The 22,438-nt window shown below is 46.5% G+C and carries 16 protein-coding genes; 1 reads left to right on the top strand and 15 read right to left on the bottom strand.

Annotated features, from left to right (window positions below; translation table 11 throughout):
* The 9 genes from BQ2633_RS11460 to BQ2633_RS06575 form a co-directional block, all read right to left on the bottom strand.
* On the bottom strand, positions 1–659 hold a 659-nt coding region (locus BQ2633_RS11460; protein WP_176720099.1), incomplete at its 3' end, for a hypothetical protein.
* 233 nt (positions 660–892) lie between these two features.
* Positions 893–1,480: a hypothetical protein gene (locus tag BQ2633_RS06625; protein WP_141700153.1), complete on the bottom strand. Its 588-nt coding sequence runs from the start codon at positions 1,478–1,480 to the stop codon at positions 893–895.
* Between the two features lie 337 nt (positions 1,481–1,817).
* Positions 1,818–2,405, bottom strand: a complete 588-nt coding sequence (locus BQ2633_RS06620) for a hypothetical protein (RefSeq protein ID WP_141700154.1) — start codon at positions 2,403–2,405, stop codon at positions 1,818–1,820.
* A 337-nt stretch (positions 2,406–2,742) separates the two neighbouring features.
* Positions 2,743–3,435: a hypothetical protein gene (locus tag BQ2633_RS06615; RefSeq protein ID WP_075565929.1), complete on the bottom strand. Its 693-nt coding sequence runs from the start codon at positions 3,433–3,435 to the stop codon at positions 2,743–2,745.
* Between the two features lie 233 nt (positions 3,436–3,668).
* Positions 3,669–4,256, bottom strand: coding sequence for a hypothetical protein (locus BQ2633_RS06605; RefSeq protein WP_141700153.1), 588 nt, complete (start codon positions 4,254–4,256; stop codon positions 3,669–3,671).
* Positions 4,257–4,593: 337 nt separating this feature from the next.
* On the bottom strand, positions 4,594–5,286 hold the full coding sequence (locus BQ2633_RS06600; RefSeq protein ID WP_075565929.1) for a hypothetical protein: 693 nt from the start codon (positions 5,284–5,286) through the stop codon (positions 4,594–4,596).
* Between the two features lie 233 nt (positions 5,287–5,519).
* Positions 5,520–6,212 carry a hypothetical protein gene (locus tag BQ2633_RS06590; protein WP_075565927.1) on the bottom strand — a complete coding sequence of 231 codons (693 nt, stop codon included), beginning with the start codon at positions 6,210–6,212 and terminating at the stop codon, positions 5,520–5,522.
* 233 nt (positions 6,213–6,445) lie between these two features.
* Positions 6,446–7,129: a hypothetical protein gene (locus BQ2633_RS06580; RefSeq protein ID WP_075565923.1), complete on the bottom strand. Its 684-nt coding sequence runs from the start codon at positions 7,127–7,129 to the stop codon at positions 6,446–6,448.
* A 340-nt stretch (positions 7,130–7,469) separates the two neighbouring features.
* Positions 7,470–10,268: an outer membrane beta-barrel protein gene (locus tag BQ2633_RS06575; protein ID WP_075565921.1), complete on the bottom strand. Its 2,799-nt coding sequence runs from the start codon at positions 10,266–10,268 to the stop codon at positions 7,470–7,472.
* 1,359 nt (positions 10,269–11,627) lie between these two features.
* Between BQ2633_RS06575 and BQ2633_RS06570 the strand changes: the two genes are divergently transcribed.
* Positions 11,628–13,718, top strand: coding sequence for a TonB-dependent receptor domain-containing protein (locus BQ2633_RS06570; protein WP_141700152.1), 2,091 nt, complete (start codon positions 11,628–11,630; stop codon positions 13,716–13,718).
* 111 nt (positions 13,719–13,829) lie between these two features.
* Here the strand turns inward: BQ2633_RS06570 and BQ2633_RS06565 are convergent, their stop codons facing one another.
* The 6 genes from BQ2633_RS06565 to gltX form a co-directional block, all read right to left on the bottom strand.
* Positions 13,830–14,915 carry a 4-phosphoerythronate dehydrogenase gene (locus BQ2633_RS06565; RefSeq protein WP_075565919.1) on the bottom strand — a complete coding sequence of 362 codons (1,086 nt, stop codon included), beginning with the start codon at positions 14,913–14,915 and terminating at the stop codon, positions 13,830–13,832.
* Between the two features lie 154 nt (positions 14,916–15,069).
* Positions 15,070–17,001: an Ig-like domain-containing domain gene (locus tag BQ2633_RS06560; protein WP_075567268.1), complete on the bottom strand. Its 1,932-nt coding sequence runs from the start codon at positions 16,999–17,001 to the stop codon at positions 15,070–15,072.
* A 105-nt stretch (positions 17,002–17,106) separates the two neighbouring features.
* A complete protein-coding gene (locus BQ2633_RS06555; RefSeq protein ID WP_075565918.1) occupies positions 17,107–18,615 on the bottom strand; it encodes a GH3 auxin-responsive promoter family protein in 1,509 nt (502 codons plus the stop codon).
* Between the two features lie 90 nt (positions 18,616–18,705).
* On the bottom strand, positions 18,706–19,425 hold the full coding sequence (ispD, locus tag BQ2633_RS06550) for a 2-C-methyl-D-erythritol 4-phosphate cytidylyltransferase (RefSeq protein ID WP_075565917.1): 720 nt from the start codon (positions 19,423–19,425) through the stop codon (positions 18,706–18,708).
* 132 nt (positions 19,426–19,557) lie between these two features.
* The gene (locus tag BQ2633_RS06545; protein WP_075565916.1) at positions 19,558–20,802 is read right to left on the bottom strand and encodes a 3-deoxy-D-manno-octulosonic acid transferase; all 1,245 of its coding nucleotides are present in this window, start codon (positions 20,800–20,802) and stop codon (positions 19,558–19,560) included.
* Positions 20,803–20,808: 6 nt separating this feature from the next.
* Positions 20,809–22,368, bottom strand: a complete 1,560-nt coding sequence (gene gltX, locus BQ2633_RS06540) for a glutamate--tRNA ligase (RefSeq protein ID WP_075565913.1) — start codon at positions 22,366–22,368, stop codon at positions 20,809–20,811.
* Between the last annotated feature and the right edge of the window lie 70 nt (positions 22,369–22,438).

Here is a 22,438-nt window from a genome sequence, read left to right as displayed (position 1 = left end):
TCACGCCAAATCTTATGCTTAGTTCGACTGCGCAAGAATGAAGGTTTTTTGTAAATTTCGGTGTCTCCCTCTATTCCTGACCAATCATTTACAAACTCTATAGAGAAATTAGGTGCAGGAGTGTATTTGTAGGCAAAAGCGTAGTTGTCGAAGACAACTTTCGCCTTACCTTCCGACACCACAACAATCACTAACTCTGGTGCTTCATCTTGGTCATAATAGAACCATCCACCGAAGCAAAGAGCAAAGCTCTTGTCATCAAGGGGAATCTGCAAGAAGCGAGACTTGTCTTTATATAGCGTGATATTGCCACAATTATACAAGGGATCCCCTGTGTAGTATGAGAGGATAGTCTTTCCCTTATGCTCTATAGAGAATCCATTATAGTTTTCGCGGTTTACGCGAGAGTCGTCTACACTATTTAATTTGATGGTGTAAGTGTCTCCTTGAGAGTTCTTCACTGAATAAGTGTGAAGCGTGTATACTTTGTACTTGGGGTCATTCAGTGACACTGTATAACTATCTCTGATTAAAGGGCGAAAGACCTCTTTCACAGAAAAATCAGAGCTAGTTTTCCATTCAAAAATAGATTGAGATGTTTGTGCAAAGGTGGCTAGTTCTACGAGTGAGAACAAAACCAAAAGAATAGAACGTATCATAAAGGGCTAATTTGCATAATAGTAAAATTCAACATTTGGAATCTTAGATTTTCCAAAACCATCATTAAGGTAATAGTGGGTTCCGCGTCTACCAACTCCTGTGTCCATCATTGGAGGCATTTCTACACCCCAATGCTTGTTGTATTCCCCTGTTCCGGGGAGGATAACAACTACATGACCACTTTTATTCTTATTGGGGTTCTCCCAACCTGCCACAGCGTGTTCGTAGCAAGTTACTTCCAAGATTTATATTTGAGCATATTTCCCTCACGCCAAATCTTATGCTTAGTTCGACTGCGCAAGAATGAAGGCTTTTTGTAAATTTCGGTGTCTCCCTCTATTCCTGACCAATCATTTACAAACTCTATAGAGAAATTAGGTGCAGGAGTGTATTTGTAGGCAAAAGCGTAGTTGTCGAAGACAACTTTCGCCTTACCTTCCGACACCACAACAATCACTAACTCTGGTGCTTCATCTTGGTCATAATAGAACCATCCACCGAAGCAAAGAGCAAAGCTCTTGTCATCAAGGGGAATCTGCAAGAAGCGAGACTTGTCTTTATATAGCGTGATATTGCCACAATTATACAAGGGATCCCCTGTGTAGTATGAGAGGATAGTCTTTCCCTTATGCTCTATAGAGAATCCATCATAGTTTTCGCGGTTTGCCCGAGAGTCATCTACACTATTTAATTTTATGGTGTAAGTGTCTCCTTGAGAGTTCTTCACTGTATAAGTGTGAAGCGTGTAAACTTTGTACTTGGGATCATTCAGTGACACCGTATAACTATCTCTGATTAAAGGGCGAAAGACCTCTTTCACAGAAAAAACTGAGCTAGTTTTCCATTCAAAAATAGATTGAGAACTTTGCGCAAAGGTGGTTAGTTCTAAGAGTGAGAACAGAACCAAAAGAATAGAACGTATCATAAAGGGCTAATTTGCATAATAGTAAAATTCAACATTTGGAATCTTAGATTTTCCGAAAACATCATTAAGGTAATAGTGGGTTCCGCGTCTACCCACTCCAGTGTCCATTATTGGAGGCTTTTCTACCTCCCAATGCTTGTGGATTCTCCTGTTCCGAGCTGGACAACAACCACATGGCCACTTTTGTTCTTATTGGGATTCTCCCAACCTGCTACAGCATGTTCGTAGCAAGTTACTTCCAAGATTTATATTTGAGTACATTTCCCTCACGCCAAATCTTATGCTTAGTTCGACTGCGCAAGAATGAAGGTTTTTTGTAAATTTCGGTGTCTCCCTCTATTCCTGACCAATCATTTACAAACTCTATAGAGAAATTAGGTGCAGGAGTGTATTTGTAGGCAAAAGCGTAGTTGTCGAAGACAACTTTCGCCTTACCTTCCGACACCACAACAATCACTAACTCTGGTGCTTCATCTTGGTCATAATAGAACCATCCACCGAAGCAAAGAGCAAAGCTCTTGTCATCAAGGGGAATCTGCAAGAAGCGAGACTTGTCTTTATATAGCGTGATATTGCCACAATTATACAAGGGATCCCCTGTGTAGTATGAGAGGATAGTCTTTCCCTTATGCTCTATAGAGAATCCATCATAGTTTTCGCGGTTTGCCCGAGAGTCATCTACACTATTTAATTTTATGGTGTAAGTGTCTCCTTGAGAGTTCTTCACTGTATAAGTGTGAAGCGTGTAAACTTTGTACTTGGGATCATTCAGTGACACCGTATAACTATCTCTGATTAAAGGGCGAAAGACCTCTTTCACAGAAAAAACTGAGCTAGTTTTCCATTCAAAAATAGATTGAGAACTTTGCGCAAAGGTGGTTAGTTCTAAGAGTGAGAACAGAACCAAAAGAATAGAACGTATCATAAAGGGCTAATTTGCATAATAGTAAAATTCAACATTTGGAATCTTAGATTTTCCGAAAACATCATTAAGGTAATAGTGGGTTCCGCGTCTACCCACTCCAGTGTCCATTATTGGAGGCTTTTCTACCTCCCAATGCTTGTGGATTCTCCTGTTCCGAGCTGGACAACAACCACATGGCCACTTTTGTTCTTATTGGGATTCTCCCAACCTGCTACAGCATGTTCGTAGCAAGTTACTTCCAAGATTTATATTTGAGTACATTTCCCTCACGCCAAATCTTATGCTTAGTTCGACTGCGCAAGAATGAAGGTTTTTTGTAAATTTCGGTGTCTCCCTCTATTCCTGACCAATCATTTACAAACTCTATAGAGAAATTAGGTGCAGGAGTGTATTTGTAGGCAAAAGCGTAGTTGTCGAAGACAACTTTCGCCTTACCTTCCGACACCACAACAATCACTAACTCTGGTGCTTCATCTTGGTCATAATAGAACCATCCACCGAAGCAAAGAGCAAAGCTCTTGTCATCAAGGGGAATCTGCAAGAAGCGAGACTTGTCTTTATATAGCGTGATATTGCCACAATTATACAAGGGATCCCCTGTGTAGTATGAGAGGATAGTCTTTCCCTTATGCTCTATAGAGAATCCATTATAGTTTTCGCGGTTTACGCGAGAGTCGTCTACACTATTTAATTTGATGGTGTAAGTGTCTCCTTGAGAGTTCTTCACTGAATAAGTGTGAAGCGTGTATACTTTGTACTTGGGGTCATTCAGTGACACTGTATAACTATCTCTGATTAAAGGGCGAAAGACCTCTTTCACAGAAAAATCAGAGCTAGTTTTCCATTCAAAAATAGATTGAGATGTTTGTGCAAAGGTGGCTAGTTCTACGAGTGAGAACAAAACCAAAAGAATAGAACGTATCATAAAGGGCTAATTTGCATAATAGTAAAATTCAACATTTGGAATCTTAGATTTTCCAAAACCATCATTAAGGTAATAGTGGGTTCCGCGTCTACCAACTCCTGTGTCCATCATTGGAGGCATTTCTACACCCCAATGCTTGTTGTATTCCCCTGTTCCGGGGAGGATAACAACTACATGACCACTTTTATTCTTATTGGGGTTCTCCCAACCTGCCACAGCGTGTTCGTAGCAAGTTACTTCCAAGATTTATATTTGAGCATATTTCCCTCACGCCAAATCTTATGCTTAGTTCGACTGCGCAAGAATGAAGGTTTTTTGTAAATTTCGGTGTCTCCCTCTATTCCTGACCAATCATTTACAAACTCTATAGAGAAATTAGGTGCAGGAGTGTATTTGTAGGCAAAAGCGTAGTTGTCGAAGACAACTTTCGCCTTACCTTCCGACACCACAACAATCACTAACTCTGGTGCTTCATCTTGGTCATAATAGAACCATCCACCGAAGCAAAGAGCAAAGCTCTTGTCATCAAGGGGAATCTGCAAGAAGCGAGACTTGTCTTTATATAGCGTGATATTGCCACAATTATACAAGGGATCCCCTGTGTAGTATGAGAGGATAGTCTTTCCCTTATGCTCTATAGAGAATCCATCATAGTTTTCGCGGTTTGCCCGAGAGTCATCTACACTATTTAATTTTATGGTGTAAGTGTCTCCTTGAGAGTTCTTCACTGTATAAGTGTGAAGCGTGTAAACTTTGTACTTGGGATCATTCAGTGACACCGTATAACTATCTCTGATTAAAGGGCGAAAGACCTCTTTCACAGAAAAAACTGAGCTAGTTTTCCATTCAAAAATAGATTGAGAACTTTGCGCAAAGGTGGTTAGTTCTAAGAGTGAGAACAGAACCAAAAGAATAGAACGTATCATAAAGGGCTAATTTGCATAATAGTAAAATTCAACATTTGGAATCTTAGATTTTCCGAAAACATCATTAAGGTAATAGTGGGTTCCGCGTCTACCCACTCCAGTGTCCATTATTGGAGGCTTTTCTACCTCCCAATGCTTGTGGATTCTCCTGTTCCGAGCTGGACAACAACCACATGGCCACTTTTGTTCTTATTGGGATTCTCCCAACCTGCTACAGCATGTTCGTAGCAAGTTACTTCCAAGATTTATATTTGAGTACATTTCCCTCACGCCAAATCTTATGCTTAGTTCGACTGCGCAAGAATGAAGGTTTTTTGTAAATTTCGGTGTCTCCCTCTATTCCTGACCAATCATTTACAAACTCTATAGAGAAATTAGGTGCAGGAGTGTATTTGTAGGCAAAAGCGTAGTTGTCGAAGACTACTTTCGCCTTACCTTCCGACACCACAACAATCACTAACTCTGGTGCTTCATCTTGGTCATAATAGAACCATCCACCGAAGCAAAGAGCAAAGCTCTTGTCATCAAGGGGAATCTGCAAGAAGCGAGACTTGTCTTTATATAGCGTGATATTGCCACAATTATACAAGGGATCCCCTGTGTAGTATGAGAGGATAGTCTTTCCCTTATGCTCTATAGAGAATCCATTATAGTTTTCGCGGTTTACGCGAGAGTCGTCTACACTATTTAATTTGATGGTGTAAGTGTCTCCTTGAGAGTTCTTCACTGAATAAGTGTGAAGCGTGTATACTTTGTACTTGGGGTCATTCAGTGACACTGTATAACTATCTCTGATTAAAGGGCGAAAGACCTCTTTCACAGAAAAATCAGAGCTAGTTTTCCATTCAAAAATAGATTGAGATGTTTGTGCAAAGGTGGCTAGTTCTACGAGTGAGAACAAAACCAAAAGAATAGAACGTATCATAAAGGGCTAATTTGCATAATAGTAAAATTCAACATTTGGAATCTTAGATTTTCCAAAACCATCATTAAGGTAATAGTGGGTTCCGCGTCTACCAACTCCTGTGTCCATCATTGGAGGCATTTCTACACCCCAATGCTTGTTGTATTCCCCTGTTCCGGGGAGGATAACAACTACATGACCACTTTTATTCTTATTGGGGTTCTCCCAACCTGCCACAGCGTGTTCGTAGCAAGTTACTTCCAAGATTTATATTTGAGCATATTTCCCTCACGCCAAATCTTATGCTTAGTTCGACTGCGCAAGAATGAAGGCTTTTTGTAAATTTCGGTGTCTCCCTCTATTCCTGACCAATCATTTACAAACTCTATAGAGAAATTAGGTGCAGGAGTGTATTTGTAGGCAAAAGCGTAGTTGTCGAAGACTACTTTCGCCTTACCTTCCGACACCACAACAATCACTAACTCTGGTGCTTCATCTTGGTCATAATAGAACCATCCACCGAAGCAAAGAGCAAAGCTCTTGTCATCAAGGGGAATCTGCAAGAAGCGAGACTTGTCTTTATATAGCGTGATATTGCCACAATTATACAAGGGATCCCCTGTGTAGTATGAGAGGATAGTCTTTCCCTTATGCTCTATAGAGAATCCATTATAGTTTTCGCGGTTTACGCGAGAGTCGTCTACACTATTTAATTTGATGGTGTAAGTGTCTCCTTGAGAGTTCTTCACTGAATAAGTGTGAAGCGTGTATACTTTGTACTTGGGGTCATTCAGTGACACTGTATAACTATCTCTGATTAAAGGGCGAAAGACCTCTTTCACAGAAAAATCAGAGCTAGTTTTCCATTCAAAAATAGATTGAGATGTTTGTGCAAAGGTGGCTAGTTCTACGAGTGAGAACAAAACCAAAAGAATAGAACGTATCATAAAGGGCTAATTTGCATAATAGTAAAATTCAACATTTGGAATCTTAGATTTTCCAAAACCATCATTAAGGTAATAGTGGGTTCCGCGTCTACCAACTCCTGTGTCCATCATTGGAGGCATTTCTACACCCCAATGCTTGTTGTATTCCCCTGTTCCGGGGAGGATAACAACTACATGACCACTTTTATTCTTATTGGGGTTCTCCCAACCTGCCACAGCGTGTTCGTAGCAAGTTACTTCCAAGATTTATATTTGAGCATATTTCCCTCACGCCAAATCTTATGCTTAGTTCGACTGCGCAAGAATGAAGGTTTTTTGTAAATTTCGGTGTCTCCCTCTATTCCTGACCAATCATTTACAAACTCTATAGAGAAATTAGGTGCAGGAGTGTATTTGTAGGCAAAAGCGTAGTTGTCGAAGACTACTTTCGCCTTACCTTCCGACACCACAACAATCACTAACTCTGGTGCATTGTCAATACCAAAATTCCATCCACCGAAGCAAAGTGCGAAGCTCTTTTCGTCAAGAGGTATTTGTAAGAAGGGAGACTTGTCCTTCTCCAGTGTGATACTTTCGCAATTATACAGTGGGTCGCCAGGATAATAAGTCAGAATACTCTGACCTTTGTACAAGATAGAAAAACCACTGTATCCACCTTCTAATTTAGGGTCTGGATCATTTACGCTATTGAGGTTTAGTGTATAGTTCTCTCCAGATAGACTCTTGATGGTATAAAACTTGTGAGTATATATTTTCGACTTGGGAGACACCGAGTAGCTCCCTTTCGTTAGCGTGAGGTATGAATCCTTGCAGATAATTTCTGCATTAGTTCTCCATTCAAAAATGGATGGAGAACTTTGCGCAAAGGTGGGTAGTTCTAAGATTGAGAACAAAACCACAAGAATAGAGCGAATCATAAACATTAGTTTTTGTAGAATAAAATTCAACGTGGAGTCAGCTGATAAGTGCAAAAATAAGCTATTATTTTGAATAACTCTACTTTTGGTGTCTAAAACTTTAATTTATTCCTGGTCTGCTGTTGATGTTCTTTTGTATGCTCGCAATCTTTTTATCGGTAACATCATTTTATTGTCTTTGTATTCCTCACGGAGGCACTTGTGGTGATACAATCTCCCAGTATGATACAGAAAAGAGCTGTTCATAACTGTACATTTGCGGGTGATAATTCAAATATACAATATGTTCGGCAGTTTTCTTCTGTTTAAACAATATCACTCAAAATGTCAGATTAACCAATTAAAATTGCCACGCAAGGTGCAGCATCAAGTAGCGTGGGATGGTCAGTTGGGTGGTTTCCTGCCAATATGTGGCGGTGAGGAGACGCTCCGTGTTGTGCAACTGACGGAGCAGGTCGTAAGCCTCAAGGCGCACAGACCAATGCTTGCCGAAGGATTTGTTCAACGATGCGTTCCAGAGATTGCTGAAACGGCGCACCTGCGTGTTTTCATATCCTGAGCGCAGAAAGAAGGTGAAGTCCGAACTGGCTTGGAAGCCGAAGGGAAGATTATAGGTCAGTACCACGCCCGTTGTCCAGTCCGTGCCTTTGAGGGACTTTCCAGCTTGGGCTTTTGCGCTAAGGAGACTGATGCCAGCTTTGAGCGAGGCTTGCAGACTTTGAAGCCGCCATGTGAGGCGAGCATGCACCTTCGTGTTGAACGAATTGACGTGATTGAGCACAGCAGGAATAGGATGAGTGCCAAGTGTCGTTGCAAGGAAATGTTGCTGTTGCCATGTTCCTTCTGCTGTTGTGCCAAACACCCAACGATTGTCTGTGCCAAGATTGCAACTATAACCTCCATTGAAGCCCAAGAGGTAGTCACCACTGACATTTTCGGGGGTAAAGGTATAACTACCTGTTGCCAGATCGAGAACACTCGCCCAGACGATTTTGTTACGGTCTGTGCTCCAGCGTCCGTTGGCGTACCACGACTGTGCGTATCGTTGCGAACGCCCCGAGTAGTTGAGCTCTACACTGTGCGTTAGCGAGGATTTGAGATGAGGGTTACCCCGATAGCGCATTTGCGTGTCGTAACTATCGGTCAAATTGAAGAGTTGTGAAAGCTCTGGAGCTTTTCGGCTAAGGCGATAATTAAGATGTAAGCCCCAAGGAGACAGCCAAGTGAAGGACGGCTGGAAGAATGTGTAATGTGGATGCACAGAAGTGGTGCGACTATCGTGCGCGGTGGCGTGTTCAAAGCTGAGTGGAAGGCGAAGCATCAAAGCATGCTTGTTGATCCAAGTGCGCCATTCGCTGCGCACCTCATGCTTGTTGTTATGGTCAGCATAGCGATAGGAGTTATTCGCATCCATCGCCATCGCAGGCAAAGTTGTTCTGCCCATCGCTTCAGCCATGAAAATATCACGGCTTCGCTCATTATTGGTGTGCGAAAATCCATACGACAAGGTCCACTGCCATGCTCTCCAACGTATCTCGTAGTCAATGCCTGTGCTGAGGTTGTAAGTCTGCGTCGGAAGCGTTGCCGTTTTCTTCTCTAGCAGATTAAATTGTGCATCAGGTGTGAAGCGGTCCAAGTCTTCCCCACTGCGCGTTTTTCCATCAGCGAAACTGCCATCGGCACGCAACGTGATGCCGTTGCCCGTCCAAGGCGACACGAACTTCACTTTCAGACCAAGTGCTGCCTCCAACTGGTGCGAAGCATGATGACCCTTGCTGCGTGTGTCGCTCATCAGCAAGGGGGCATAGGTGGGAAGGCGCAAGGAGTCGAGCAGAGAAAGGGCAGGCACGAGCGCGGAAGTAGTTATCGCTCCATGCGTCAGCGCATCGTCATTCTCTTTGTAATAATTGAGCAAGGACGCCACCTCAATGAATGTTTTGCGAAGTGGTAGGACTAAGCGACCGTTGTATTCAAAGTTTCGTCGCTCCGATTCTCCTGTGGTAGCGTGCATGCTGTTGGTCGTTGTGCCGTCTGTGAGGAAATTGCGTTGTATCGCCGTATTCCCTATCGTTTCCCACTGCTGACCGCCTTTCACGGAAGCGGTAAAATAAGTTTTTGTTCGGCGGGAAGTCCAGTGGAAATCAGCACCGCCTTCTTGGTCTGTCAGCGGTTGTGTGGCGAAATCCTCAATGCTCCACGCATCGCTCTCCGTGGGACGTTGCGTGTCTCCCACATTGTTCAAACGCCCATAGACCGAAAGGCGTGAAATGTCGTTTGTGCGCATGCCAAACCCGCGCACATTGTAGCGGTGGTGCGTACCACCGCCAGCATCCATATTACCCAGCCAGCGCTCGTGAAACTCTTTTTTCAAGCGCACATCCATCACCAAAGGATTTTGCGACTTTGTCGTTGAATCGGGTGCCATCAAGTAGCTGTCTTCAGCCTCCTTGCGATACACCTTCACCTTGTTCACGGCATAGGCGGGGAGGTTGCGCAACGCCACAGTGGCATCGCCGTTGAAGAAGTCCTTGCCATCAATAAGCAAGCTGCTGACAAATTCGCCATTCACCATAATTTGTCCGCCACTACGCAAACTCACGCCAGGGAGCTGTTCAATGAGTTTATCCAACAACGAGCCTTCTGCCAACTGGAAGGCATCGGCGTTGTAGATAATCGTGTCGCCTTTGACCAGCATCATGATCTTGGATGCCCGCACCGTGGCTTCTTTGAGATTGATGCCACGTTCCAACGGCAAATCCCCCACTTCAAAGAGCGTCACTCGCTTCCCGTTCTGTTTCTCTGGAACGACAATCGGGTGTTGCAGCGTCATGAATTTAGCCTTGCTTATGATAAGCGTATAATTGCCTGCGGTAGGAACGCCAAGACTAAACTCAATGAGTACGTCGCCATTGCTGTCCACATTATAGAGCTTATAGTAATCTACGCTTTGGGTGCGCGAGACGGTGTCGCCCTTGGCATCTACGGCAACGATTTCAGCATGCTCTAGTGGTTGCAAGCTCAGGGCTTCGACCACACGTCCATGTATATAGATATAGATACTGTCTATACTTTCTTTTTGCTGCGCGGACAGAGCAGTATTACATAATAGGAATAATACGAGGGAGAAAACGTATTTCATTGGTAAGTATAATGTACAAGGAGTTGGTAAAAGACTGTTAGTCTACACGAATATTTTTGTAATATGTCTTTTGTAGACTTCCATAAGTGTTGATAATCTAAGGTTTTTCCCTAAACACACTGCTAAAGCCTTGTGTATTATTGCAAATGATTTGAGCCATCAGTTGTGTTTGGCGAAATCTTCGCATAAGCCTTAGTATTTGTAATGCAGGCTTCTTTTATAGTTTGTCCGATATAGGAATGAAGGTGCAAGTGGTTGATTATGAGCTCAACTATTACATCTATAAGCAAAGGTTATGAGTAATGTTTGTAAAAATAGTAGTTTTTTCTTCATACCAGACTACTATTAGATTGGGTAAAAGATGGAGTTAGATTAGGAGGTAAGAGAGTATATCTACGGCAAAGATAAGAGTTTTTTTGAAATATGAATAGATAGTAGTTGTGTAATCTTGAAAAATATTTCAGGGCTGATTGTTTTGTTGTGAAATAAGGTGTGTTTTTGGGCTGTGTGTCAAAAACTTTCTTATTTGTAGTCGCGCATACCTTGTGTTATAAGGAGAAGATGGGATTTAGGTAAAAAGTGACAATTACACGTACATAATAAAAGGAGTAATCAGCATTGTAGGAAATAATACTTTGCGTTGGTGTTGTGTGGCGCTGATTTACGATCTTTTCTCCTTATAGTTGGATAATAATATGGTTTAAGGGTTTAACCTAAACTATTCTTTTGGATAGCTCTGCTTTGGGTGTCTAAAACTTTGATTTTCTTCTGTATACTCGCAGTCTTTTTTGCAGCAGGCTTTTTTGGGGGATATACTATCTGATGAGTTTGTTTGTATTTTCAATCGCTTCTTTCTGCCACGAGGCAAAGATTTGCGATCTTTTGGTCTGAGTTTAGTTGTTTGTATATAAGCAATACAAAGACAATGAATCTCCAAGAGTACTCAAAAGGGGCTCTTTTTTATATCTTGCTGGCATCGCTCTTCGCGGCTACCTACCCAGACACGAGGCAAACCCACGGTATTTTTCATAGATTAGAACCTATGAGAAAACGACTGGTTTGTTGCACTTCAATTTTGAAAGCAAATGACTATGTTGGAAGCAAAAGGAAATCTAATAGATATTTTCCTTGACATTATGCTTTTTGTTTCTATGAGAATTGTTATATTTGCAATGTTATGAAGACCTTCTGACGAATTTAAGGAGAAGATACCGAAAATCTAAAGAGTCGGTAAAATAATAAACTTGGAGTATGGCTAAATCATTGAACGAGATAGTGCAGTTGTTGGGGAAATCCCAGTTATTAAGCCTGTAAGTACTGTTCTAAACAATGATATTTCCCAACATCAACGCAAATCTTATGAATAAAAAACTTGGCTTAGGGATACTTTCCCTCTTCTCATTATGTGGACTAGCACAAACACCAGCTGATAGCGTGCAAGTGCAGCAACTCAACGAGGCTGTAGTCAATAGTGCACGAATTGTGAAAAAGACAGGTGGCTATATTCTCTTTCCTTCTTCCTTACAAAGACAGCACACAACCAATGGGCTTGACCTGCTCTCTGCGCTACGTTTACCCGGTGTGAAGATTGATATAGTTGAGAAAAACATAATCAGTACGACCAGTTCGGGAAATGTGATTGTTCTCATCAATGGTGTTGAATCATCACTTGACAATTTGCAAACGTTGCCACAAGAAATGGTGGGGAAGGTGGAAATCTCCACTATTGTTCCTTCTAAATATGGAAGCCACGTAGCAGCTGTCGTTGATGTGCGTACGCATTTGGTTAATCATGGCTATGCCTTTGGCGCAAATGCGATGAATGCACTGACCACCAGTTATAACGACGATGGTGCTTGGGCTAAGTATTTTCACAGAAATGCTACACTAGGTCTGCAATATAATTTCAAGGCTAACGACGTGACCAAGGCTTTCTCAGAAAGTCACCAGAATTTCTTCTATCCTGACGGACATTCTCGTCAACGCTCAAAAACAGGAAGTTACGTAGGCAACGATTTCCGCAGCGATAACGCCGTGCTAACTTATGCTTTAGTAATTCCTAAGCAGCGAGTTGTCGATGTGAAAGGCGGATTCAGTAGTGAGCGATTTCCACAGCGCACGCTGCACGAGCGTGTGTGGGGAGATGCCGCAAGCGACCTTTTTACGCTGACACACAGCAAAGAAAATCGTACGCATCTCCGTGCCTATTACGAAGAAAACCTTTCTCCAGCCGATAAACTCACACTTTCTGCGGCTGGTGCGTGGATCAACAACCGCTACAAACGTGGACTGCGCACATCTCTCCTCAATAATGTTTATGATGTAGAGGGCGAAAAATACAGTTGGCGCGGAGAAGCCGACTTTCAACACACCTTTGCCAATGGACATACGTTAAATGTGGGTTATCAACACGCCAATTCTTTCACGCGCAACAGTTATCTTGGCACCAACAACGCATTGTTTCGCTTTCACGATGCCACACATTTTGCTTATGCGCAATGGAGTGGCAACTGGGATAAACTCTATTTTGCACTAGGCTTAGGAGGTAGCCGTGAGAACTTTGGTGAATCGCAAGAACAACACGTGTTTTGGACATTCCAGCCCAATCTGTCCTTGGATTATGTTTTTAATGATGTTTGGTCGCTCAACTATCGTTACGAACAAGTCTCCACGCTTCCTACGCTCTCCGAACTTTCGGCTTATCCTCATCAAGACGATGCCAACATATATTCCATAGGCAATGCAGGTCTACGTGGATTCAGCACCAACATCAACGCGCTCACACTCAGTTTTCAGCGTGCCAGCACCACGGCTTTTGCCTATGTGAACCACGAATATGCTCACCAGCGCATTGCCGAGCAAGAAGTGCAATGGAGAGATGAAAATTTCTGGATCAGTATTAACAATCATATCAACACACACCACTTAGATTTTGGACTTTACTTCTCGCAAGACCTGTGGAATCGTGCAGTCAATGTATATGTAGAACCGAAATTCTCTTGGGATAAATCGATTTATCTCCCCTCTGCTGCTCCTCAATCTGCCTCTTTTTCTAATCCTCCACGCACCAGCAACGGCTATTTCAATCTTCAGACAGGGCTCACTGCCTATTGGCGCGCTTGGAGTCTGACGGCATACTATCGTTCGGCTTCGGAGCAACTCATAGGTCCGATACTTGTGCACAAATATGCAGTGTCTGATGTGAAATTAGGCTATCAATGGCACAAGGTTTCATTGTCTTTGGGCTTGCGCAATGCGTTCTCCTGTGGCAAGACGATGCATCAAGAACGAATTTCTTCGGTGCTTCCTAGCACAAACATCATCGGCAATCTTGGATTTCGCAACATGCTCTATGTCTCTTGCTCATGGTCACTCTTCAAAGGACGTCAAAACAAAGCACGAAATATCAAAGACATACGCTCTAGTTGGGACAATGGGATTGTGAAATAGGTGTTCCTTAACTCCAAGAATTATAAAGGTTCATCCGATAAGGAGTAATAGTGGAAGTAGTTGATTCTTGATAACTCATTATTATCACTCCAAATTCTGGAAGACGCTGTTCTATTCCCTTCGGAGCGGATAGTGTCCGCGTTGGAATTCGAAAGAATTGGGCGCAGAGCGCAGGCGGAAGGTGTCGGCTAGTGCATCATACTGCTGCAACTGTGATGATGCGTTGTGGGGCAAAATAACGGTGATTTCGGGGGATAACCACGGATAGGAGGCGGAGAATGAAGCAGGGAGCTGCGATATGACCTCTTGTGCATAGTCGAAACCTTGTGGAAGGGTGGGAGCTTGCACAGAGAGTTGCGGACAAGGGGTGGGGCGGAAATGGTCGATGATGTGTTGCAAACTCATGCGTGTACCGTTGGCTTTGCCGTCTGCGCTATAGCCTGCGATGTGTGGCGTGGCAATGAAGGCTAGATCTAGGAGTTCACGGTCAATATGGGGCTCGTTTTCCCAAGTGTCGATGACGGCACAAGCCACTTTTCCAGAGCGAATCGCTGCCTTAAGGGCTTGCGTGTCGGTGCACTCACCACGAGCAGCATTGATAAACACGCGGCATTGATGGAGGGAAGCGAAGAATTCGGCATTTGCCAAATGGAAGGTGGCGTGCTCTCCTTCGGTGGTGAGGGGAGTGTGCAGGGTAATCACTTGACATTCGCGCGCTAGATCAGCCAGGGTGGCAGGTTCACCTTTGGGAGGGTCGCAGTGGAGGGTGCGAAATCCTTCGGCGCGGAGGGCGCGTGAAACGGCTGATCCCACGTGACCTACACCCACGATACCCACACAGGTGTCTTGGGGATTGGCAGAAAGATGACCAGCCAGCATGGCGCGCCAAAGACTATTGCGGACATATTGCGCCACACTCTCTGCATTGCACCCTGGGCAGTTGTGCCATTCGATGCCGGCTTGCGCCAGATATTCTTTGTCAAGGTGATCGTGTCCGATGGTGGCGGTGACTACGAGTTGCACCTTACTGCCTTTGAGCAGGGCTTCATTGGCATGTGTGCGCGTGCGTACGATGAGTGCATCGGCATCTTGCACATCTGCAGGAGAAATCTCCGATCCTGGACGATAAACACACGTGCCGAGCTGTTCGGCTAGTCCGTGAATAAATGGGATTTTATCGTCAATAACGAGTTTCATAGGCTATTTTATTAGATTCCCCTCGAAGAGTTCAGAGAAAAGTGGGTCTTCTCTGTCGGCTTCGAGGGGAATTTATGGTTTCTGTAAATGGAGTGGAGGAGGATAAACCCCTAAACTATCACGATGAAGTCTAGAGGAGGGTGACCTTAACCCATTATTCTCCACGTTGGCGCAAACGTTCGATGTTGCGCTGGTGAGTGTCAATCTTTTGTTTGTCGCTGCGTTGCTTGACAAGCGCGTCTGGTTTTTGTTTGTCTAAGCGTAGGGCAGTAACATCCCACGATTCATTCAAGTCCCAGTTGGCACGTACCTCAATTTCTTTTGGGAAATAGTACACCTCTTCTGGGTCGCGACGTGGTGACCAACTGCCCGTGGTCCACTTTCCATCGCCATTGCGGTCGAAGAAGCAGCGGAGGTAGTATTTACCGGGTTGCACGTAGTAGAACTCAGCACGGCCATTTTTCGTGGGTGCTTGTGCCACGGGTTTGCCATCGCTGCCCAGGAGTTGCACTACCGTAGATTCGTGGGCATTAGAGAGTGAAAGGAACACGGTGCCGAAGTCTTCGAGTTTAGCAATCGAGAACTTGTTGTCAGTGGCGAGATTGACGCGGCCATACAGACTGGTCATGGCTGCTGAGTCGATGACCAACTGATATTCTTGTCCCGGTCGCCACTCTGCGCGCAGTCGATAAGCCAAGATGTTATTGGGCACTGTGTCGAGCGCGTATGGTGCATCGTGATAGGTGCTGTCCTTCTTCAGCCGGAGATGCAGCTTTTTAGTGTCGAAACGCTGCAAAGGTTGGTCAAACTGAATGAGGATGTTGCGGTTAGGCACCAAAGAACTGCTCACGTCTGCGCGAAGTTGCAGAGCCACCATTGGTGGTTGTGACTTAGAGAAATCTCCACGCTTCTCACGCTTTTCACGTTGCTTGTTCCATTTCTCCAGTTCCTTGGCTTCGTTGGCAGCGCGCTTTGCAAAAGTCGTTTTAGGCACGAGTTCGAGGGTGTCGGTCTTCGGTAGCATCTGCGCCAGAGAGTCGTCCCAGTTGTCGTAAGTGTAGGCAAATCGCAGGGTGTCTTGGCGCAATAGCGTGGTATCTGCCAACCAATAAGTGAGGGTGTCGTTGCCGGCAGAAGCATTCACCACGAAGGCTTTACGCGCATCGAAGTTGAGGCCCTGGATGGTAGGGCGTTTGCGGCTAGGTCCAGTGAAGAAAGTGGTGAACCACTCCGGCACATCGCGCTGCGCTTTGAGGTAGTGGCGCGTATTGACATCAATCTTGAAGGCACGCACCACCAAATCATCGGGAGTGAAGTGCGTGTAGGGTATGATGCGAATGGAGTCGTAGCGCACAGAGTCCACCCACAGCGTGTCATAGCGCGTGTCGCGGAAAGCACCAGCGCGGAGATCGGTGTGGAGGAATCCCACCATTTCACTAGGTTGCGTGAAATGGAAGTCACCATCGGCATCTTGCAAGGCATAAAGTCGATAGTTTCTGTCGGGTGCTACTCCTTTGATGGAGAAAAATCCCGAAGCATCGGTGCGAGCCACGCGGTCGAAAGCGCGTAGTGCAAAGACACTGTCATGGTGCTGCTGGTAGAGACCTGCTAGGATGCCTTTGACCGGTTCGAGATCTTCGGCATTGAGCACATAGCCCGACATTTGCATGGTGTCGGTGGTCTGACCTGTGGAGAAAATGTAGGTGTATTGTCCGAGCGGATTTCCCTCATTGTTGTCGGTGATGGCATCAGAGAAGTCCACCGTGTAGGTGGTGTTGGGTCGCATCGAGTCGAGCAATTCCACGGTGATACGACGTCCCGACACCTTAATCTCGGGCGTTTCAATCTGCGGAGGCGACACGATGATTTTCTCCGTGGGATTATCCACCTTAATCAACTCGTTGAAGACCAGAGAGAACTTGGTGCGCTTGCCGTTTTGCAGTCGCTCCGGGGCAGTCATTCCCACGATGCGTGGTGGAGTCTCGTCATAGGGGCCACCATCAGGGCCAGCACCTTGGTTGGCGCAGGCAGCAATCAGACTTGTGAGTCCGATGAGAGCGAGGAGAAAGAGGGTGAATCTTTTCATGCGGTGAGCATGTTGAAGGTGAAAAATCAGAGAAGAGGAGTGCTGGCACGCGATTTCGGCTGTAGCTGCCATCCGAAGTGTTTACTCTATCCTAATGTGCGACGGCTAAACATTAAAAGCCAGGATCTGCTCTATGATGTCGCGCGTATTGCTCAGGCGGGGCACTTTGTGTTGTCCACCGAGTTTGCCGCGGCTCTTGAGCCAATCGTTAAAGAGATTGGGGCGAGCAGGCACGATTTCTAGTTCTTGTAGCGTAATATCCTTGTAGCGTTTCGCCTCATAGTCCGAATTGATGCGCTGCAAGGCTTGGTCGAGATGGCGTGCGAAAGTCGCTACATCCTCTGGAGCACGACGGAATTCGATGACCCACTGGTGGCGGCATTTGCCTTCTGCATCCATAAACACTGGGGCTGCGGTGTATTCGCTCACTTCTGCTCCTGTGGCTTCGCAGGCAGCTTTGAGACCTTGTTCGGCATTGTCCACCATGAGTTCTTCACCAAAGGCATTGATGAAACTCTTGGTACGACCAGAGATGATGAATTTCCAGGGGCGCACTTGGGTGAAGCGCACAGTGTCGCCGATTTGGTAACGCCAAAGTCCACAAGAGGTGGAGATGACGAGGGCATAGTTGCGCCCTGCTTCCACTTCCCAAATGGGGAGAATGGTGGGATTGTCGCTGCCAACTTCTTCGAGAGGAATAAATTCGTAGAAGACGTCGTAGTCGAGCATGAACTCCATGGACTTATCGGCAGAATCGGTTTGGAGTCCGAAGAATCCTTCCGAAGCATTGTAGGTTTCCATGTAGTGCATCTTGTCGGAAGGGATGAGGCGCAGGTATTGTTCTCGGTAGGGGGTGAAAGCCACTCCACCGTGGAAGAAAACTTCTAGATTGGGCCACACCTCGGTGAGGTCTTTTGCACCCGAAATCTCCATCAAGCGCATGAGCACTGCCATCATCCACGAAGGCACACCAGCTATAGAGGTAACGTTGGCGTGGAGGGTTTCTTGTGCAATGAGGTCGCGTTTTTGCTCAAAATCTTCCAAAAGTGCCACGCGCTTGGAGGGCACACGGAAGAGACGCACGAAGGGTGAGGCATTTTCGTTGAGAATCGCGCTCAAATCTCCCACGCGCGAAGTGGTGGAGTCGTAGTTGGGTTGGTGACTACCGCCAAGAATGAGCGATTTACCCGTGAAGAGTCGACTCTCGGGATTGTTGTGGAGATAGAGTGCCACTGAATCTCGTCCACCAGCATAGTGCAGTTGTTGGAGTCCTTGGTTGCTGACAGGGATAAACTTGCTCTTGTCGTTCGTGGTGCCGGAAGATTTGGCATACCAGCGCACTTTTCCTGGCCAGAGGATGCTAGACTCTCCGTGGCGCATGCGGTCGATGTCGGTTTTCAGACTCTCATAGTCGTTGAGTGGTACGCGCTGTGCAAAACTCTCGTAGGAGGTGATGGAAGTGAAATCGTAGCGTTCGCCATAGGCGGTGCGAGCAGCTTGACGAATCAAGCGTGCCAACACTTGGCGTTGCAGCATTTCTCCTTGTTCGGGATAGGACTGTATGGTGCGCACGCGGTGGGCGAAGAAGCGACGAACGAGAGGGGTGAGATTCATTGAAGCAAGAGTTTAGGAGAAGTGGAAGAAGACGGGCGAATCACTACAGATGAGTGTCTGTGGTGTTGCCGAGGGTAGCTCGCGATTGGATTAGGATTTCACGAGAAGATGGTGCAGCACGTGGTAGTCTTCGGGATAGGTGAGTTTGATGTTGCTTTGTTCGCCTTCCACCAAGGCAATTTCGACATCGGGAAGATAGCGAAACACCACACCGCAATCGTCTGTAGCTTGAAAGTTGGGATCGGTGAGGGCAACATCATAGGCGTGTTGGAGGGTGGCTGCGTGAAACCCTTGAGGAGTTTGCACACAGCGGAAACGAGCGCGCGAAGGCATGGCTGCAGTGGTGCCGTTTTTGTCTATTTCCAACAAGGTGTCTGTCACGGGTACTACGAGATTGACGGCAGCGTGTGTGTCGAGCGCAGTGCAAACGCGCGCAATCACGGCTTGACTCACAGCAGGGCGCACTGCATCGTGGATGAGGATGCGGAGCTGCTCCAAGGGTAGGTCGGTGACTTGCTCCAGTGCGCGCAGTGCATTGAGGGTAGAGTCCTGTCGCTCTGCCCCTCCTGCCACCACTGCACGGAGTTTGGGGTGCTGAGATGGGGGAAGAAGTTGACGCACCTCATCGAGATGCTGAGGATGCGACACGACCACTACGGCATCTATGTGTGGTGATTGCTCAAAAGCGGCAAGGCTATGCTCTAAGACGGTGCGTTCTCCGATGCGAACGAACTGTTTGGGACAGTCTGCTCCGTAGCGATGACCCGAACCTCCGGCAAGGAGAATGGCAACTTGTAGGGTTTTAGACATTAGAGGGTAGACGTTAGAGTGTAGACGTTAGACGTTAGAGCTTAGACGCTAGAGGAAGCACTGCCCCTTCTTGCTCGCCGCTACAGTCCTGGCTTGGAGCACTCGTTAAAGATAGACGTTAGTCGTTAGAGATTAGCCAAAGACGTGCTGATAAATCACGGGGGTAGCTCCAGCGTTTTGGTGAATGTAGTCGCCTGCTGCGCTTCCAGCTTGGGCGATGTGCGCAGGATTTTCCAAGAAGTCATCCATAATGACGGAGAAATCCTCGGCGTTCTCGATGCTTTTACATCCTCCATTAGCGATGAGTGCCATGGCTTCGGCAAATCGTTGGTGATTGGGACCGATGATGACAGGAATGCCGTAGACAGCTGCCTCGGGCACGTTGTGGATGCCTACACCAAAGCCACCACCCACATAAGCCACTGTGGCATAGCGATAGATGGAAGAGAGGAGTCCGTAACCGTCGATGATGAGTACGCGGTAATCGTCCACATTTTCCAATGTAGCTTGCGAATAACGTAGAGCAGGAGTGGTGAGTTTCTGCTCGATTTCCTGAATGTGTGCATCGTTCACCACGTGAGGAGCAATGACGAGACGAAGGTCGGGATGACGATTGACGTAGTCCAAGAGTATATCCTCATCGGGTTGCCAAGAACTTCCAGCGACAAGCACGAAAGGTGCTGTGTTGATGTCCTCTTTTGCACGCGTGAATTGTTCCACAAGTGGGAGAGGACGGGCATTGTTGCGGATGTCGATGACACGATCGAAGCGCGTGTCTCCTACGATGGTCACATTGTCTTGCACACCGATGGTGCGAAGGAGTTCGACAGAGCGTTCATTCTGCACGAAAAAGTGCGTGATGCGGCGTAGACAACGGGCATATTTGCGACCATACCAGCGGAAAAAGATTTGCCCTGGGCGAAAAATGCTGCTCACGCTGTAGATGGGGATGGACTTCTTGGAGAGGACGTCGATGTAGTTACGCCAGAATTCATATTTAATGAAGAATGCCATCTCAGGGCGTGCCAGTTTGATGAAGCGTCTTGCAGCGGTGGGGCTGTCGAAGGGAAGATAGCACACCACGTCAGCTCCTTTGTAGTCCTTGCGTACTTCATAGCCAGAAGGCGAAAAGAAGGTGAGAAGAATCTTGCGCGAGGGTTGTTCACGGCGTAGGCGTTCGATGAGGGGGAGTCCTTGTTCAAACTCTCCCAAAGATGCGGCGTGAAACCACACATATCGTGCAGTAGGGTCGATTTTCTCACGGAGGATGCGCCAAGTGTCGCGCTGTCCACGCACCATAGCGCGCGCCTTGCGGTGACCAAGGGCCGCCACAAGGCGCACAAGAAGGGCGTAGAGATAAATACCTAAGCTATACATGCAGTGTTATCCCAATTGTTCGATAGCAAAACGCAGACGGCGCAGCGTTTCTTCTTTGCCAAGGAATGCTGAAAGTTCGTACATATCGGGGCCTTTACCAGTGCCAACGAGGGCTACGCGCCAAGCATTCCAGGGTTTTACGCCTTCTGCTTCGCACCAAGGATCGATGGCTGCCTTTTGACTGTCGGCAGAAAAATCACTGAGTGCTTCGAGACGTTCTGCCACTTGTGCCATGACAGCTGCACTGTCCTCTTTCCAGTTTTTACGAACGAACTTATCTTCCTTGTCGAAGGTGGTAGGAGCGAGGAAGCAGAAGTCGCAGAGCGGCCAGAGATCAGCCACAAAGCTCACATTGCGCTTCTTGGTTTGTCCACTTTGTGCATCGACATACTCAATATTCTTGGTCTTGAGCATCTCAATCACAGCAGCCGCTTGCTCCGCAGAAGCAGTGATGTTGTGCTGAGCAAGGATGTCTACCAACTGAGGAGCGAGGGTTTCGGCAGGAGCGGCGAGGAGATACTCGCGATTGAACCACCAACCCTTCACGTAGTCAAACTTAGCACCTGCTTTGGAGCACTTGCTGAGGTCGAATTTCTCAATCAATTCGTCCATAGAGAGGATTTCCTGATCATCACCAGGGTTCCAACCGAGGAGGGCAAGGAAGTTGACCACGGCTTGTGGGAGATAACCACTTTCGCGATAGCCACTGCTCACTGTGCCATCGGCAGCATGCCACTCAAGAGGGAAGACGGGGAAGCCCAATTTGTCGCCATCACGCTTAGAGAGCTTACCATTGCCGGTGGGTTTCAAGAGAAGGGGAAGGTGAGCAAAGCGGGGCATGGTGTCTTCCCATCCGAAAGCGCGATAGAGCAGCACATGGAGTGGAGCAGAAGGTAACCACTCTTCACCACGAATCACGTGAGAGATGTCCATCAAGTGGTCATCTACGATGTTCGCCAAGTGATAGGTGGGAAGCTGGTCTGCGCTTTTGTAGAGCACTTTGTCGTCGAGAATCGTGGAATTGATGACCACATCACCGCGAATCAAGTCGTCTACATGTACATCTTCGCCAGGTTGGATTTTGAAACGTACCACATATTGGTCGCCACGTGCAATGCGTTGCTCCACCTCTTCGGCAGAAAGGGTGAGAGAATTGCACATGTTGCCACGTGTGGAAGCATCATATTGGAAGTTGGCTGTGGCTTCGCGAGCTGCATTGAGGTCTTCGGGAGAGTCGAAAGCGATGTAAGCCTTGTCCTCAGCAAGGAGTTGATCTACGTATTTCTTGTAGATTTCTCGACGTTCACTCTGACGGTAGGGACCTTTGTCGCCACCGAAGCTCACGCCTTCATCGAATTGGATGCCGAGCCATTTGAAAGATTCAATGATGTAGTCCTCAGCTCCTGGCACAAAACGCGCAGAGTCGGTGTCTTCGATGCGGAATACGAGGTCGCCACCATGTTGGCGAGCGAAGAGATAGTTGTAGAGCGCGGTGCGAACGCCGCCGATGTGTAGAGGACCTGTGGGGCTGGGTGCGAAGCGCACGCGTACTTTTCTTTCAGACATATTGAGGTGTGATATGTATATGTTGATGTGTGATGAGTCAAATAGAACGCTGATGGAGCGAAATCTGTGC

The sequence above is a fragment of the Ihuprevotella massiliensis genome, assembly GCA_900095835.1.
Classification (GTDB): Bacteria; Bacteroidota; Bacteroidia; order Bacteroidales; family Bacteroidaceae; genus Alloprevotella; species Alloprevotella massiliensis.
The sequence above is the reverse complement of the archived record's forward strand: the minus strand, read 5'-3'. Positions and strand labels throughout refer to the sequence as shown.

What these genes read in the sequence shown, in the direction of transcription:
- BQ2633_RS06590 (WP_075565927.1), bottom strand. Translation starts at nt 6,212, where the DNA reads ATGATACGTTCTATTCTTTTGGTTTTGTTCTCACTCGTAGAACTAGCC.
- ispD (WP_075565917.1), bottom strand. Translation starts at nt 19,425, where the DNA reads ATGTCTAAAACCCTACAAGTTGCCATTCTCCTTGCCGGAGGTTCGGGT.
- BQ2633_RS06615 (WP_075565929.1), bottom strand. Translation starts at nt 3,435, where the DNA reads ATGATACGTTCTATTCTTTTGGTTTTGTTCTCACTCGTAGAACTAGCC.
- gltX (WP_075565913.1), bottom strand. Translation starts at nt 22,368, where the DNA reads ATGTCTGAAAGAAAAGTACGCGTGCGCTTCGCACCCAGCCCCACAGGT.
- BQ2633_RS06580 (WP_075565923.1), bottom strand. Translation starts at nt 7,129, where the DNA reads ATGATTCGCTCTATTCTTGTGGTTTTGTTCTCAATCTTAGAACTACCC.
- BQ2633_RS06570 (WP_141700152.1), top strand. Translation starts at nt 11,628, where the DNA reads ATGAATAAAAAACTTGGCTTAGGGATACTTTCCCTCTTCTCATTATGT.
- BQ2633_RS06555 (WP_075565918.1), bottom strand. Translation starts at nt 18,615, where the DNA reads ATGAATCTCACCCCTCTCGTTCGTCGCTTCTTCGCCCACCGCGTGCGC.
- BQ2633_RS06575 (WP_075565921.1), bottom strand. Translation starts at nt 10,268, where the DNA reads ATGAAATACGTTTTCTCCCTCGTATTATTCCTATTATGTAATACTGCT.
- BQ2633_RS06560 (WP_075567268.1), bottom strand. Translation starts at nt 17,001, where the DNA reads ATGAAAAGATTCACCCTCTTTCTCCTCGCTCTCATCGGACTCACAAGT.
- BQ2633_RS06600 (WP_075565929.1), bottom strand. Translation starts at nt 5,286, where the DNA reads ATGATACGTTCTATTCTTTTGGTTTTGTTCTCACTCGTAGAACTAGCC.
- BQ2633_RS06565 (WP_075565919.1), bottom strand. Translation starts at nt 14,915, where the DNA reads ATGAAACTCGTTATTGACGATAAAATCCCATTTATTCACGGACTAGCC.
- BQ2633_RS06545 (WP_075565916.1), bottom strand. Translation starts at nt 20,802, where the DNA reads ATGTATAGCTTAGGTATTTATCTCTACGCCCTTCTTGTGCGCCTTGTG.